Consider the following 14,312-nt stretch of genomic DNA (forward strand, 5'->3'; position numbering starts at 1 on the left):
TAGGTTCCACCGATTTGGGGCCGCCGCAAGGCAGGGTCAGTGCCCCAGCCCCAGATAGACGATGGCCATGACGAACAGGCCGATCACGATGTTGCAGAAGAACAGCAGCACGACCGTCCGCCACAGGGCCGAAAAGATCGACAGACTGTACGCCCCCTTCAGCTGGGCGAACACATGGGCGGGGATGGCGGCCACGCCGATCGCGGTGACCAGTCCCCCCAGCGGGCCGTTTATCGTTCTGGCCAGGACGATGACCATCAACAGCAGGGCCATGAAGGTCAGCGAATACAGCACGAACACCCCATGATCATACAGGGTGAAGCCGCGTCGCCACAGGAACAGCAAGGCCAGGAACGGGATCGAGAACGGCACCAGCAGGAAGGCGAACTTGTACATCGTCTGCTGCAGCTTGTAGAGGGCCAGGTCCGGGTTCTGTAGCTTTTTCAAGACTGTAGCCCCGAACCCGTGGTCATCCTTGTCGGCCTCGTGGCCCATGACCTTCAGCTTGGTCGTGCCGCCCGACACATCGTCGCCCGAGGCGATGTCCTTGATGCTGGCCTGCCAGCTGCCCGGCTTGAGCCCGTCGGCCCGCCCCTGGCTCTGCTCGGTTTCCAGCCGCGCCAGCGCCGCGCGCTTCTGCGCCACCAGGGCCTCGCCGGCCTTGATCCCCATGTCGGCCATGCCGGAGGGGTCGCTGGCGGCATCGGCGCGGGCCTCGGCCAGACCGCGCTCCGCCTCGAGCAGCTCCTGACGCTGCTCCTGAATGTCGCCGGCCAGCACCACGGGCGCCGACGGCTGGGGCATGAAGCTCAGCGCGAAGAACATGACGAACAGGGTGAACAGGAAGATCGCCAGCGGCGACACATAGCGGGTCCGCCGGCCCTCCACCCATTCCCGCGTCAGCCGGCCGGGATTGAAGGCCAGCAGCGGCAGGGTCCGCCAGACGCGGGCGTCGAAATGCATGACCCCGTGCAACAGCTCCTCGCCCAGGTGCAGCAGGGTGCGGTGCACATGGGTCGCCTGGCCGCAGTTGGCGCAGAAATTCCCGCTGGTCGCCGCGCCGCAGTCGGAACAGACGCCATGCCCCGCCTCGCCCGCATGCCCTGTCGGCTTCTCGACCGCCCCCGCGATCAATCCTCCGGTGATCGCGCCACCGGCCCCTTCGATATCCAAACGCCAATCCCCCGATCGAATCCGCCGCCACCTTGATCACCCGGCAGGCAAAAAGAAAGAGGCGCCGGCCTTGGCCGACGCCTCCATCCGTCTCGTCCGGCCAGTCGTCTCAGCGCGGGGCGCCCGAGACGATGGCGGTGTGGGCGTTGCGGTTGCGCGCCCAGCTGTCCTCGCTGGACCCCTCGGCGATCGGACGCTCCTTGCCGTAGCTGATGGTGTCGATGCGGCCGGCCGGCACGCCGCGATTGATCAGATAGGTGCGCACGGCCTCGGCGCGGCGGGCGCCCAGGGCCAGGTTGTATTCGCGGGTGCCGCGTTCGTCGGCGTTGCCTTCGATGCGGACGGTCACCTGCGGATAGCGCTGCAGCCACTGGGCCTGGGCGTCCAGGCGCGGCATGGCTTCCGAACGGACGTCATAGGAATCCAGGTCGAAATAGATGCGGTCGCCGACGTTGACGACGAAGTCCTGTTCCGTGCCGGGGGCGGCGGCGCCCATGTTGCCGCCCGTCACCGGACCGGTCGGGGCGGTCGGATAGGCCGGGCCGGTCGGCGCGGTTTCCGGAGCGGTCGGCACGACGCCTTCGACCGGCTTGCGGGCGCAGGCGGCCATGGCGGCGACGGCGCAGCCGACCATGGCCAGGGTGATGATGCGGGAAGTCTTCATGGGGTCGTCTCCTGACACTTTGAAATTAGGACGGAGGCCTAAAGCTTGGCCATACAGTTTGCCCGGGCCCGATTTCGAGCGCCAGACGGAATAACACACTGTTGAGCCGAACGGGCTCAGCTCGGGCAGCTGTCGGCCCCCTGGCCATAGCCCAGGTTCGACGGGGGCGTGTCCAGCAGGGGCGACCACGCCGGGTCGGTGCCGCGGCCGTTATAGCCCGCCTGGGCCACAACCCGCCCCGACAGGTCCACGGTCCACAGCCGCGTGTCCCCGCCCCGCGTCTGGCGCGCGAACATCACATAGCGGCCGTTGGGGGCCCAGTTCGGGCCTTCCTCGAAATAGCTGGACGACAGGATGCGTTCGCCCGACCCGTCGGCGTTCATCACCCCGGTCGAGAACCGGCCGCCGCCGCTCTTGGTGAAGGCGATCAGATTGCCCGTCGGGCTCCAGGCCGGCGCCGTATAGGTTCCGCCGCCGCGCGAGATCGGCCGCTGGCCCGAGCCGTCGGCCCGCATGACATACAGCCGCGCCTGGCCCGACCGGTCCGAGTTGAACACGATCTGGCTGCCGTCCGGGCTGAACGACGGCGAGGTGTCGATGCCGGGATCCGACGTCAGGCGCGACAGCTGCCGGCTGCGCAGGTCCATCACATAGATGTCGGTATTGCCGCCCCGGATGATCGAGAAGGCGATCTTGTTGCCGTCGTTCGAGAAGCGGGGCGCCAGCACCTGGCCGTCGAACTCGCCCAGGCTTTCGGTGCGGCCCGTGGTCAGGTTCCGCAGATAGATCCGGCTATAGTCCTTGCCCAGCGCCACATAGGTGATCTCGTCCGGCTGCGAGGTCGAGAAGCGCGGCGACATGATGATCTCGTCGCCCTGGGTCAGATAGGTGGGATTGAACCCGTCCTGGTCGGCGATGGTCAGGCGGTTGATCCGGTTCAACTGCGTCCCCTCTTCCGAGACGAAGACGACCCGGGAATCGAAGAAGCCGGTCTCGCCGGTCATCCGCTGATAGATGACGTCCGAAATCTTGTGCGCGATCCGGCGCCACTGTTCCTGGGTGGCGGTGAACTGATAGCTGACCAGCTGGCACTGGCGGTAGGGGTCGTACAGGCGGAAGCCGACGTCCAGCCGGCCGTCGCCGCGCGGCGTCACCCCGCCGTACAGGACCGCCTGCGCCCCGATCTGGGTCCACTGCGGGAAGTTGGGCGCATTGGCCAGGGTCAGGCCGGTCTCGATGAAACCGGCGGGGTTCAGCGGCTCGAAGAAGCCCGACCGCCGCAGATTGCCGCTGACCACATTGGAAATGTCCGCCCCGTGATCCCCGATGAAGGGCACGATGGCGATCTGCAGGGGTTTCAGCACGCCTTGATCGATCTCGACCTCGACCGGCTGGCCCGCCTGCGCCGGAGCGGTCTGGCCCTGGGCCTGGGCCGAGGACACGCTCATGGCCACGACGGCGGCCGAGGCCAGAAGAAGGTTCAGACGCATGGAATGCTCCCGTAAGTCTCGAAGGATCGCCGCCCCTTATCGCCGGGTCGTGTGACATTCGCCAGCTTCAAGCCGAATGGGGCGACTTTCAGGACGGCCCAATCACATTGATGCGTGATGCGTGATGCACTATCTTCCACCCATGCGCACCACCCTCGCCATTGACGACGACGTGCTGAACGCCGCACGAGCGATCGCGGTCCATCAAGACCGCACGATTGGCGAAGTCGTGTCCGAGCTCGCGCGACAGGCGCTGCAAAAGCGGGAGACGACCGTCCGCTTTCGCAACGGCGTTCCCCTTCTGCCTGATCGACCAGGACCAATGGTCACCCTAGAGGACGTCAACGCGCTCCGCGACGAACTGCCTTGACCTATCTGCTGGACGTCAATGTGCTGATCGCCCTCGTCGATCCGCGTCACGTCTTTCACGATACGGCGAATGGTTGGTTTAATCGCGAGGCCGCCGGGTCATGGGCCACCTGTCCGATAACCGAGAACGGCCTGGTCCGGATTGTCGGCAACAGTCGCTATCGCAATCCGGTCGGGCCTCCGTCCGAGGTCGTTCGGATTCTCGAACTGTTGCGGGACATGGCGGGTCACGTCTTCTGGCCGGACGCCATCAGCCTGGCTGACGACCGGTTGTTCGATCCATCGGCCCTGACGACGCCCGAACAGATCACCGACGCCTATCTGCTGGCTTTGGCCGTCTCGAACGGCGGTCGGCTGGCGACGCTGGATCGCCGCCTGTCACCGGATGCGGTCAGGGACGGGCGAGCGGCCCTTCACCTGGTCACCGACGCCTGACCTTCACCGGTTGCGGCACGCCCGCTCGGTGTTGAACGTCGGGCGATAGGCCCCGCCGGGGAAGCCCTGGGGCACGTCGAACGGAGCCGTCTGGCGCAGGGCGCGCAGGGCGCCGTCGGCGGCGGCGCGATAGACCGAAGACGACTGCGGATTGATCAGCGACGGCCCGCGCGTGATCCGCCCGTCGGCCGACAGGGTCAGCTCCACCTGGATCCGCAGTTGGTCGGCGCCGGGGATGTCGCAAGGCAGGACCCAGTTCGGATAGACCTGATTGAAGATGGCCGTCACCTGCGGCCCGGTCGCCTGGGACGCCGTCCCTGCGCCCTGCTGACCCGTCGCCGGACGGCCGCGATTATTGTTCGGCCGCGTCGGTCCCGCCAGGGCGTCCAGGTCCAGACTGGGCTCATTGCGTTTCGGCGCGGGCCGGGCCGGCGTCGGCGGGGTCGGTCGCGGCGGGGTCGGTCGCGCCTTCTCGGGCGTCGGCGGCGACGGACGGGGCGGCGTGGGCCGCGGCGGGGTCGGGGTCGGGCGCGGCGTCGGACGCGGCGGCGCAGGCGTCGGTGTCGGCGGCGGGGGCGTCGGTTGCGGAGCGGGCGGCGTCGGTTGCGGAGCGGGCGGCGTCGGCTCTTCCGGCGCGCTGACCGGGGCGGTCGCCGCATCGTCGGGCGAGGGTTCCGGCTGCGGGTTGTCGGCCGGCGCCGCCGCGATCACCGTCTCCGACACGATGGTCACCGGCACCGAGTTCACCAGCGGCTTGGGCTCGTCCGCCCTGTGCGAAAACGAAACGAAGGCGAGCGCGACCACACCCGCGTGCAGGGCGATGGATCCCAGAATGGCGGGGCTGGGCCGACGCAAGCGATCAGGCCTCCGGCGCCGTGTCGGTGATCAGGTTCAGCTTGGTGAAGCCCGACGCCGACAGTCGCGCCATCACCCGCGCCACCGCCTGATAGGGCGCCCGCCCGTCGGCGCGCACGAACACCGGCCGCTCCGACGCCTTGTCCGATCCGCCCGCCTCGGTCAGCAGACGCACGGCGAGATCGTCGAACGACGTCTCGCTGTCGGCGATGAAGATGGCGCCCTGCTGGTCGATGCTGACCGACAGGGGCTCGTTGTCCGTCTCGACCGCGCTGGCCTCGGTCTTGGGCAGCTCCACAGGGACGCCCACGGTCAGAAGCGGCGCCGAGATCATGAAGATGATCAGCAGCACCAGCATCACGTCCACCAGGGGCGTGACGTTGATTTCGGTCAGGGGGCCTCTGCGCCCCCGCCGTCCCCGACGCCCGCCGCCGCTCGCACCGCCGCCCAGGGCCATGGCTCAGACGCTCCGGTTCAGATTGACGCCCGACGACGGCGCGGTCGGGGCCGGCGGCGTCGCTGAACTGCCCAGACGCCGCGCGACCGCCGCCTGCAGGTCGTCGGCGAAGGCGTCCAGCCGTCCCGCGAACTTGCCCGCGTCGATCGAGAACTTGTTGTAGGCGATATAGGCCGGGATGGCCGCCGCCAGGCCGATGGCCGTGGCGAACAGGGCCTCGGCGATGGCCGGCGCCACCGTCGTCAGATTGGTGTTGCCCGCCGCCGCGATCCGCCCGAAGGCGTTCATGATGCCCCAGACCGTGCCGAACAGGCCGATGAAGGGCGAGGCCGTCGCCACGACCGACAGCACGCCCAGGCCGTTCTCGATCCGCTGGCTCTCGCGCGAGATCAGGCTGTTCAGCGCCCGGTCGATGCGGGTCATCAGCAGGTCGCCCTGATGGTCGTTCAGCGCCCCGCGCTGACGCGCCTCGCGCCAGTCGGACAGGGCGATCACCAGCATGCGCGGCAGGGCGTGTTCCGGCGCCGGCCCGGCCTGGGTCGCCACGTCTTCCAGCGAACGCCCCGACTGAACCGCCTTTTCGAACTCGTCCGCCTGTTTGTTCAGGGCGGTGAAACGGAAGGCCTTGTCGATGATGATGGTCCACGACCACAGCGACGCCGCCGCCAGGCCGATCATCACCGTCTTCACCACCCAGTCGGCGGTCAGGAACAGTTCGACGGGATTCATCATCGAGGCGTCGACGGGCGTAGTCATTCAGGCGCTCCGGGCGGGGTCGGCTGCGGATTGGAGATTGGCGACACCCTCTTCGACCGAGCGGGCGTGACCATTGTGTGGCGAGGGCGGCTTCTAGCCTTCCCGAGCACGCGCGTCATCTGACAGGCGCGTCATAAGAGCCTACTCGGTCGTCGTCCTGCGCGTCGGATCAACCGCCACCGAGACGGGCGTCCCGACGCTGATGATCACGCCCTCATGGCCTTCCTTGGCGATGGAATAGGTGGCGGCGTCGCGCACCAGCTGTTCCTCGCAGGCCCGGTCGCCGGGGCGGCCCAGGGCCTCGCAGCCGCGCTTGGCCGCATCGGTCCAGCCCAGCACCCGGCGCGTCGCCGCCTCGGCCCGCTTGATGGCGGCCTCGTCCTCGGCCGCCGCCTGGGCGATCAGGGCCTGGCGCGCGCCCTGCTGGTACTGAAGCTCGGCCTGGCCCGCCATCTTGCGCTCCCAGACCTTGTAATAGGGACAGCCGACCAGTCCCCCGCCGACCACCAGGACCAGCAGCAGAAAGGACACGATCACGGCGCTGGCGGTGATTCCCTGGTTCTGCATGTTCGACCCTCCCGGTTCGCCTGTTTCTAGTCGCCGTCGCCGGCGCTTGCCAGCCAGGGCGTGACCTTTTCGACCAGCGCCCTGGTGGGCCGGCGCGGGCGTCCGTCCAGATGGATGCAGACCACCGTGACCTCGGCCCGGCACAGCACCTCGCCCGCCCGCTCCACCGTCTGGCGAATGATCAGCCGCGCGCCCTTCACCGCCTCGTACAGGGTCCGCACCACCAGGGCGTCGTCGATCCGCGCCGGCTTCAGGTATTTGATGTTCAGCTCGGACACGACGAAGGCCAGCGGCTCGGCCTCCTCCAGAAGGACCGAATGGCCCACGCCGACGGCCCGCAGAAAATCCGACCGCCCCCGCTCGAAATAGCGGACATAGTTGGCGTGATAGACCAGGCCGGTGAAATCCGTGTCCTCGTAATAGACGCGCACCGGCAGCAGGTGGGCGCGCCCTTCGAAACGGCCGGCGGTGGGAAGATCGGTCATGCGCCCAGTCTAGCGCGTCGGCGGCCGGGTCAGGAAGCCGGGACAGTAGCGATCGCGCATGTCGCGGAACTCGGTCGGCAGCGGATCGTCGCTGAACAGGATGCGGCTGGTCAGGGACACGAAGCCCACCGCCTGCCCGCCCCGCGTCCGCCCCACATAGCCGCACACCGCCCGCCTCTGGCCGATCTCGGAATAGCGCAGTTCGGCCCCCGCCCCCAGCTGCTGGCGGATCTGGCGTTCAGCCCGGTGGATCGGCGATTCCGGCGGCGCGACCCGCGTCCCGTGCGTCATGGCCCACACGCCCACGGCGGCGGCGATCAGGGCGACCGCCGCGGCAACAACAAACCAGGTCTCGTGGTTCTGGATTCGGCGTCGCATCATCCGGCCGGGGCGTCGTCCTCAATGAAATCCAGCGGCGTATTCGCCGCCGGCAGGCAGGTGCGATCCACCGGCGCGGACGGATCGCGCAGGAAGTCGCGCGCCATGCGGCGGGTGCAGGCGCTGGCGTTGATCACGCCATGGGTCGCATTGGTGACGATCACCACCTGGCTGTTCGCATAGCCCTGGGCCGCCGCCTGGGTCAGGGCCGGCGGGCAGCCCGGATCGATCTCTGCGGCGACGAACAGGGTCGGGATGTCGGTCTTGACGGGCAGGTTCTCCACCGGATCGGCCGCCCCCACGTCCACGGCCGCGCAGACGTCGAACAGGCGCGACAGCGACGGGACCAGCACCTCCGCCACCGGATCGCCTGCGGCGCCGGCCGCCAGCCGCGCCCTGGATTCGAACGGCAGTTCCTCCTTGCACAGGTGCGCCATGTGCTGGCCTTCGAAATAATAGGTGCGGTCTTCGGCGATCTCGGCCACCGGCGTCAGGTCGCCGGCGATGATCTTCTCCAGATCGGCGGGCAGACGCCGCACGCCCCGGCCGCTGTAGGTCGTGTCCATCAGGAAGGCCGACAGGTCGTCAACCGTAAAGGTCTGGCCGTCCTCGCCCGTCACCGGTCCCGCCAGCCAACGCCGCGCCTCGGCCTCGAACCGCGCCTGAAGGTCCGGATGCCGCACGGCGCAGTCGGCCTGGGCGGCGCACTTGGCCAGGACCAGTCGCACCGCCGTCGAAACCTGTTCCGGCGTCCCCACGGCCCAGTTGCCTTCGGGCGGCCAGGGACTGTCCATCACCGCAGCGCGCACGATCTGGGGCTGGTGGGTGATGACGGCGGCCTCGATGCGCGGCCCATAGGAGCCGCCCCACAGGTCGATCTTCGTCAGCCCCAGCGCCTGGGTCATGTCGCGCACGTCGTCGGCGATGGCGGCGGCGTTGTACCAGCGCAGATCGACCCCCTTGGCCTGATAGGATTTCAGACAGGCGATCAGCCCGTCGCGATCCGCATCGGACGGCGGCCCCGCGTCGGTCAGTTCGACGCCGGGACAGTCCATCGACGGATCGCTCTCGCCGCCCCCGCGCTGGTCGAACAGGATCACGTCCTGATCGACCGCCATCAGGTCCGGACGCCGCGACAGGGCGCGCAGGATGTTTCCCGCACCCGATGTCAGCGCCCCGCCGGGTCCGCCGTGGAACATCACCATGGGCGGCAGGGCCTGGCCCGAGGCGTCCTTGTAGGGCGTGCTGGCCTTGAGGATCACCACCGCCACCCCGATACGCCGGTCGGTCGAGCCGTCGCGCGCCTCGTCCACCGTCAGGGTTCCGCACCGCATCTCGCGCACGTCCGTCGGCCAGTCCGCCGGACAGGCCGTATCCATGAATACGGGCGCTGCGGCCTTCACAGGCGGGGCCAGGGCCGTCAGGCCGGAGACGACCGCAAGGACGGCCAGGGTGCGCAGGATCATGTGACGGCTCCGGTTCGGCGACAGCAAACCTCCGCCCGCCCCGCTTGGCAACCGCCTATTGGAGGTCAGGCCCCGATCAGGCCCCGATCAGGCGGCGTGCTTCTTGCGCGCCGCTTCCGTCAGCGCATCGGCCATCCGCTCGCGCCAATCCTCGCCCTCTTCGGCGAAAGCCTGAATGGTTGCGGCGGGCAGCCTCAACCCCACCTCACTCAGCCCGGTCAGGCGGGCATAGGTTTCCGGAGACAACACCTCACGCGCCGGACGCATACGCGCGATGTCGGCGTCGGTCAGCTCGGGGTTGTCGTCATCGACAGGATCAAACGGTGCGGAGTTCGTCATACTTTCTGACCTCGCGGGGATTGGCCCGCCTGAGACTGATCATCCAGATCACATCGTCTCGTTCGGTATAGACGGCGACGTGAACCCGACCCTTGATCGGCAGATAAGCATACCACCGAAACTCGCCGTAGTCCCAACGGTCGTCCAGGGCGATGAAGGCGGCGGTCCAGTCTCCCTGCTCGACGGCGGCCAGAGACAGCCCATGCTTCTCCTGATTGCTCGCATCCTTGCCCGGATCGAACGCGAACTTCATTCAAACAGGTCGCCCGGCACGGGACCGGCGGCGGGCGGCGGCGGGGCGCTCAGCCCCAGGTGGGCGTAGGCCTTGGCGCAGGCCATGCGGCCGCGCGGGGTGCGCATGATGAAGCCCTGTTGCAGCAGATAGGGTTCGATCACGTCCTCGACCGCGTCGCGCGCCTCGGCGATGGCGGCGGCCAGGGTGTCCATGCCCACCGGCCCGCCGCCGTAGTTTTCGATCAGGGCCTTCAGGAACCGCCGGTCCAGACTGTCCAGCCCGGCCTCGTCCACCTCCAGCCGGGCCAGGGCTTTCGCCGCGACCAGTTTCGAGATGGTCTCGGCGCCGTCCGCTGAAGCGAAGTCGCGCACCCGGCGCAGCAGCCGCCCGGCGATCCGGGGCGTGCCCCGCGCCCGCGAGGCGATCTCGCGCGCACCGGCCTCGTCGATGGCCGCGCCCATCTTGCGCGCCGTGCCCCGCACCACGGCCGTCAGTTCGTCGGGCGTGTAGAACTCCAGCCGCAGAGGGATGCCGAACCGGTCCCGCAGCGGCGTGGCCAACAGGCCCGCCCGGGTCGTGGCCCCCACCAGGGTGAAGGGCGCCAGGTCGATCCGCACCGACCGCGCCGACGGCCCCTCGCCGATGATCAGGTCCAGCACATGATCCTCCATGGCCGGATACAGGATCTCCTCGACGTTCGGGCTCAGCCGGTGGATCTCGTCGATGAACAACACATCGCGCGGCTCCAGGTTGGTCAGGATCGCCGCCAGATCCCCCGCCTTGGCCAGGATCGGGCCGGATGTGGCCCGGAACCCCACCCCCAGCTCGCGCGCCACGATCTGCGCCAAAGTCGTCTTGCCCAGTCCCGGCGGCCCGAACAGCAGCACATGGTCCAGCGCTTCTGACCGGCCGCGCGCGGCGTCGATGAAGACCTTCAGATTGCCCTTGGCCTGAGACTGGCCGACGAACTCGGACAGGGTCTGCGGCCGCAGGGCGCGGTCGAAGGCTTCGCCCGTTTCGGCTTCTGGAGAGATGATGCGGGTCATATCAACTTCCGCTCATCCCGGCGAAAGCCGGGACCCAGTGTTTTCGCATCACTCTGCGCCGGGTGCAGACCCGAGCTCTCGGATCGACACCGGAGCGCCCAAAGACCTGGGTCCCGGCTTTCGCCGGGATGAGCGGAACAGAAAATCTCACCGCCCCAACTCCTGCAGGGCCGCCCGGATCACCGCCGGCAGTTCGGCCTCGTCGCCCAGCCGGATCAGGGCCTGATCCACCGCCCGCCGCGCATTGACCTCGGCCACGCCCAGGCCCAGCAGGGCCGAGACCGCCTCTCCGGTCAGGGACGGCGGGGCCGGCGCGATCTCGACATGAACGCCCGGCGCCGTGGGCGCAAAACTGACATCCCCCAGCGGCTTGCCCTTCAGCTCGGTGACGATCCGCAGCGCCAGCTTGGGGCCCACCCCATTGGCCCGCGCCACCGCCGCCTTGTCCTCGCGCGCCACGGCCCCCGCCAGTTCGCCAGGCGGCAGCACGTCCAGCACCGCCAGCGCCGCCTTCGGCCCCACGCCCTGGATGGCCAGCAGGGTGGTGAAGGCCCGCCGCTCGTCCCGCGTCAGAAATCCGTACAGGCGCGGCCCCGCGTCCTCGCTCCACTGCGAATGGACATGGACCGTGGCCTCGTCGCCCGGCGCCGGCAGCCGCCCCAGGGTCCGCGCCCCGCACGACACGACATAGCCCACCCCGGCGCAGTCGATCAGGCAGTCCGCCTCCCCGACCTCGGCCAGCACGCCTCTCAATCGCCCGATCACGACCAATCCTCCCCCGTTGGGGGAGGGGGACCGCCCGAAGGGTGGTGGAGGGGGCCAAACACAAACGGGGTGTCTGGGGCAGGCCCCCTCCACCGCGAAGACGCGGTCCCCCTCCCCCAACGGGGGAGGATTTCAGCAGCCGCCGTCACGCCGCCCCCCGGTGCAGGGCTTCCAGCAAGGACCGTTTCCTCAGTTGCGCATGGGTGACCGCCACGGCCAGGGCGTCGGCGGCGTCGGCCTTCACGTCCCCCGCCGTCGGCAACAGCCGCTTGATCATGAAGGCGATCTGGCTCTTGTCCGCATGGCCCGCCCCGACCACGGCCTTCTTGATCAGATTGGGCGAATATTCCGCCACCGCCAGGCCCAGCTTGGCCGGGGCCAGCATCACCGCCGCCCGCGCATGGCCCAGCTTCAGGGTCGAGGACGGGTTCACATTGACGAACACCTCTTCCACCGCCGCCTCTTCACAGCCGTGGTCGGCGCAGATGGTCCCCAGGGCCTCGAACAGGAACAACAGGCGTTCGGAAAAGGGCGCAGCCTCGGGCGGGGCCACCACCCCGTGCGCCACCCACCGCAGACGCGCGCCGTCCGAGACGATCACCCCCCAGCCGGTGCGTCGCAGACCGGGATCCAGCCCGATGATTCTGACAGGTTCGTTCGCCATCCGTTCCCCTCATGCCGCAAAGAGGGTTATCGGGCAATGAACGGTTTCAATCGTCGCGCGGATCCAGGCGATAGCCGGTCACGCCCGGTACGGCGCCCAGCTGCTCCGCCAGACGTTGCAGGTCCGTCTCGCTCGCCGCCTTCAGCCGCCAGGTGCGTCGCGCCCGTCCGTCCTCCGTCATTTCGAACCGCCCGGGGCGCACGTCGGCGTCCGTCGTCCGCAAGGCCGCCTGGACCGCGGCCTCGGGCGAGGGCTCGCGCCGCTCCCAGCAGACGACGGCGTCGATCACGGTCCGCCCCGGCAGGCGCTGGTCGATCAACCTCAGCCCGCCCAGGATCGCCGCCGTCACCACCGTGCCCAGCGCCCCCAGTCCGTACAGGCCCACGCCGAACAACAGGCCGATGGCCGAGGTGATCCACAGCGACGCCGCCGTGGTCAGGCCGTGAACGGAAAACCCGGTGCGGAAGATCACGCCGGCGCACAGGAAGCCGATCCCCGTCAGCACCCCGTGCGCCATCCGGGTCGGGTCGGTGGTGATGGTCTCGTTCGGCAGGGCGCGAAACGCCCAGTCCGCCTGGGACAGGGCGGCCAGCATCAGCAGGGCCGAGGCCAGGCTGACCAGGATATGGGTTCTGAATCCGGCCGCCCGGCCGCGCCATTCGCGCTCCAGTCCGATGACCCCGCCGGCGACGACGGCGCCCAGGACGGGCGGAACGGCATCGATGAGAACATCCGCGACCATGCCCGATCAACCGCCGGGGTCGGGCGAATGTTCCCCGTCGTCAGCCGACGATGGCCTGCAGCTGGGCGGCGGCGTCCGCGATGGTCGCCCGGCCGCCACGGCCGCGACGGGCGGCGTCCAGGGCGGCGGCCGACATGGCCCCCTCGGCGCGCGCGCTTTCCAGGTCTTCGCGCAGGGCGCTGATCTGCTGGCTCAGGGTCTGGACCCGGGCCTCGTGCTCGTCCTGGGCGGCGGCCAGCTTGGACTGCAGCTTCACCATCCGCTCCTCGGCGCGGGCGATGGCCTTGTCGTGGGCCATGGCCGCCTTGGTCAGGGCCTCGGCGCGGTCGACGGCGGCGACGCGGGCGACCTCCATGGCCGCCTGACGCTGACGCGCGTCCTCGGTTTCGGTTTCCAGCGCGCGCACCCGCTCGACCGCCCGGTCCAGGGCGACCTGCAGCGTGTCGGCGCGCCGTTCGACGGCGTGGCCGCCGGTCTGCAGTTCGTTCAGGCGCGAGGCCTGTTCGCTGTTCAGCACCTCCAGCCCGTTGGCGCGCGCCGTGGCGGTGTCCAGTCGGGCGGTCAGGGTGGCGATCTCGGCGCGGGCCGATTCGACCTGGCTTTCCAGCGAGCGGATCGAACGGGCGGCCTCGGCCTGTTCGGAGGCGGCGCGGGCGCGTTCGGTGGCCAGCTGGCCTTCGCCGGCGGCTGCGGCGCGGGCCAGACCCGCCACCTCGGTCCCGACCTCGTCCACGCGACGGCGCAGGGCGGTGTTCTCTTCCAGCACCAGGGCCAGATCGCGCTGGACCTGACCGCGCGTGGTGTCGGACTCCGACCGGGCGACCTCGGCCTGTTTCAACTGGTTGCGCAGCGATTCCTGATCCTGCTCCAGCTCGCGGATCCGTTGGGCCGAGGCGCGCTCGACCGTCTCAAGACCTTCCAGCCGCGTCGCCGCCTGGGCCAGTTCGTTGCGCAGCCGGCCCAGTTCGACCCGGGCCTCCTGCAGATTGACCGTGGTCTCGCCGCCGCGCGCCGCCAGGTCGTCGGCCTTGGCCTCGGACTCGGCCAGGGCGTCGGACAGCTTGCGGACCTCGGCGGTCAGCAGGCCGACCTGTTTCGTCGCCGCGCTGTTGGCGTTGCGCAGATTGACCAGTTCGACGTGGTTGTCGCGGCGCGAGCGGAACTCGGCTTCCAGCGGGTCCCGCAGTTGTCCCAGCAGGGTCTCGAAGGTGCCGAACCGCTGCGCCATCTCCGACAGCTGGTCCAGACTGTCCTGGATGGTCTCGAACCGCTCGCCGATCAGACCTGCGACGTCCTGCTCGGACGCGGCCGCTTCGTCCTTGGCCTGTTCAGGCTTGCCGCGTGACAGCACGCGATCGATTCTGGTCAGTCTCATGGTCGCGCCCCGCGTCGTATGCCCGCATCGCGGTGGGCGACCTCGATCCCT

General features: G+C 69.3%; 19 protein-coding genes. 2 read left to right on the forward strand and 17 right to left on the reverse strand.

Translation table 11 applies throughout. From position 1 onward, the window contains the following. Positions 1-36: 36 nt before the first annotated feature. The 3 genes from ACP7CK_RS06500 to tolB form a co-directional block, all read right to left on the reverse strand. Positions 37-1,173, reverse strand: coding sequence for a DUF3667 domain-containing protein (locus ACP7CK_RS06500; protein WP_426025494.1), 1,137 nt, complete (start codon positions 1,171-1,173; stop codon positions 37-39). A 109-nt stretch (positions 1,174-1,282) separates the two neighbouring features. After that, complete coding sequence (gene pal, locus ACP7CK_RS06505; protein ID WP_426025495.1) at positions 1,283-1,837, reverse strand: peptidoglycan-associated lipoprotein Pal; 555 nt, start codon at positions 1,835-1,837, stop codon at positions 1,283-1,285. A gap of 116 nt (positions 1,838-1,953) precedes the next feature. Then, positions 1,954-3,327 (reverse strand): Tol-Pal system beta propeller repeat protein TolB, encoded by a 1,374-nt coding sequence (gene tolB, locus ACP7CK_RS06510; protein ID WP_426025496.1) that lies wholly within the window; start codon positions 3,325-3,327, stop codon positions 1,954-1,956. A gap of 142 nt (positions 3,328-3,469) precedes the next feature. On the opposite strand from tolB, the gene ACP7CK_RS06515 reads away from it, so the two are divergent. Further along, on the forward strand, positions 3,470-3,697 hold the full coding sequence (locus ACP7CK_RS06515) for a CopG family transcriptional regulator (protein WP_154726421.1): 228 nt from the start codon (positions 3,470-3,472) through the stop codon (positions 3,695-3,697). After that, the gene (locus ACP7CK_RS06520) at positions 3,694-4,131 is read left to right on the forward strand and encodes a TA system VapC family ribonuclease toxin (RefSeq protein ID WP_154726422.1); all 438 of its coding nucleotides are present in this window, start codon (positions 3,694-3,696) and stop codon (positions 4,129-4,131) included. Before ACP7CK_RS06515 ends, ACP7CK_RS06520 begins: the two co-directional genes overlap by 4 nt. A gap of 3 nt (positions 4,132-4,134) precedes the next feature. Here ACP7CK_RS06520 and ACP7CK_RS06525 read toward each other — a convergent pair whose 3' ends face one another. From ACP7CK_RS06525 to ACP7CK_RS06590, 14 genes are all read right to left on the reverse strand, one after another. Continuing rightward, entirely contained in the window at positions 4,135-4,986 is an 852-nt protein-coding gene (locus tag ACP7CK_RS06525; RefSeq protein WP_426025497.1) for a hypothetical protein, read from the reverse strand. Positions 4,987-4,990: 4 nt separating this feature from the next. After that, positions 4,991-5,443: a protein TolR gene (tolR, locus tag ACP7CK_RS06530; RefSeq protein ID WP_008260741.1), complete on the reverse strand. Its 453-nt coding sequence runs from the start codon at positions 5,441-5,443 to the stop codon at positions 4,991-4,993. A gap of 3 nt (positions 5,444-5,446) precedes the next feature. Next, the gene (gene tolQ, locus ACP7CK_RS06535; protein ID WP_426025498.1) at positions 5,447-6,199 is read right to left on the reverse strand and encodes a protein TolQ; all 753 of its coding nucleotides are present in this window, start codon (positions 6,197-6,199) and stop codon (positions 5,447-5,449) included. Between the two features lie 141 nt (positions 6,200-6,340). Next, entirely contained in the window at positions 6,341-6,766 is a 426-nt protein-coding gene (locus tag ACP7CK_RS06540; RefSeq protein WP_372705775.1) for a hypothetical protein, read from the reverse strand. A 26-nt stretch (positions 6,767-6,792) separates the two neighbouring features. Beyond that, a complete protein-coding gene (ybgC, locus tag ACP7CK_RS06545; protein ID WP_292149837.1) occupies positions 6,793-7,251 on the reverse strand; it encodes a tol-pal system-associated acyl-CoA thioesterase in 459 nt (152 codons plus the stop codon). A gap of 9 nt (positions 7,252-7,260) precedes the next feature. Beyond that, positions 7,261-7,632 carry a hypothetical protein gene (locus tag ACP7CK_RS06550; protein ID WP_426025499.1) on the reverse strand — a complete coding sequence of 124 codons (372 nt, stop codon included), beginning with the start codon at positions 7,630-7,632 and terminating at the stop codon, positions 7,261-7,263. After that, positions 7,629-9,095 (reverse strand): alpha/beta hydrolase, encoded by a 1,467-nt coding sequence (locus ACP7CK_RS06555; protein ID WP_426025500.1) that lies wholly within the window; start codon positions 9,093-9,095, stop codon positions 7,629-7,631. Before ACP7CK_RS06555 ends, ACP7CK_RS06550 begins: the two co-directional genes overlap by 4 nt. A gap of 87 nt (positions 9,096-9,182) precedes the next feature. Beyond that, positions 9,183-9,434, reverse strand: a complete 252-nt coding sequence (locus tag ACP7CK_RS06560) for a BrnA antitoxin family protein (RefSeq protein WP_426025501.1) — start codon at positions 9,432-9,434, stop codon at positions 9,183-9,185. Continuing rightward, positions 9,412-9,687, reverse strand: coding sequence for a BrnT family toxin (locus tag ACP7CK_RS06565; RefSeq protein ID WP_035311033.1), 276 nt, complete (start codon positions 9,685-9,687; stop codon positions 9,412-9,414). Before ACP7CK_RS06565 ends, ACP7CK_RS06560 begins: the two co-directional genes overlap by 23 nt. After that, a complete protein-coding gene (gene ruvB / locus ACP7CK_RS06570; RefSeq protein WP_426025502.1) occupies positions 9,684-10,715 on the reverse strand; it encodes a Holliday junction branch migration DNA helicase RuvB in 1,032 nt (343 codons plus the stop codon). The genes ACP7CK_RS06565 and ruvB overlap by 4 nt, the downstream gene beginning before the upstream one ends. 147 nt (positions 10,716-10,862) lie before the next feature. Beyond that, entirely contained in the window at positions 10,863-11,480 is a 618-nt protein-coding gene (gene ruvA / locus ACP7CK_RS06575; protein WP_426025503.1) for a Holliday junction branch migration protein RuvA, read from the reverse strand. 145 nt (positions 11,481-11,625) lie between these two features. Continuing rightward, a complete protein-coding gene (gene ruvC, locus ACP7CK_RS06580) occupies positions 11,626-12,144 on the reverse strand; it encodes a crossover junction endodeoxyribonuclease RuvC (RefSeq protein ID WP_426025504.1) in 519 nt (172 codons plus the stop codon). Positions 12,145-12,190: 46 nt separating this feature from the next. Continuing rightward, a complete protein-coding gene (locus ACP7CK_RS06585; RefSeq protein WP_008259017.1) occupies positions 12,191-12,886 on the reverse strand; it encodes an MgtC/SapB family protein in 696 nt (231 codons plus the stop codon). A gap of 40 nt (positions 12,887-12,926) precedes the next feature. Further along, positions 12,927-14,261 (reverse strand): hypothetical protein, encoded by a 1,335-nt coding sequence (locus ACP7CK_RS06590; protein ID WP_426025505.1) that lies wholly within the window; start codon positions 14,259-14,261, stop codon positions 12,927-12,929. Between the last annotated feature and the right edge of the window lie 51 nt (positions 14,262-14,312).

It is taken from the genome of Brevundimonas sp. TSRC1-1, assembly GCF_049898245.1.
GTDB classification, from domain to species: domain Bacteria; phylum Pseudomonadota; class Alphaproteobacteria; order Caulobacterales; family Caulobacteraceae; genus Brevundimonas; species Brevundimonas mediterranea_A.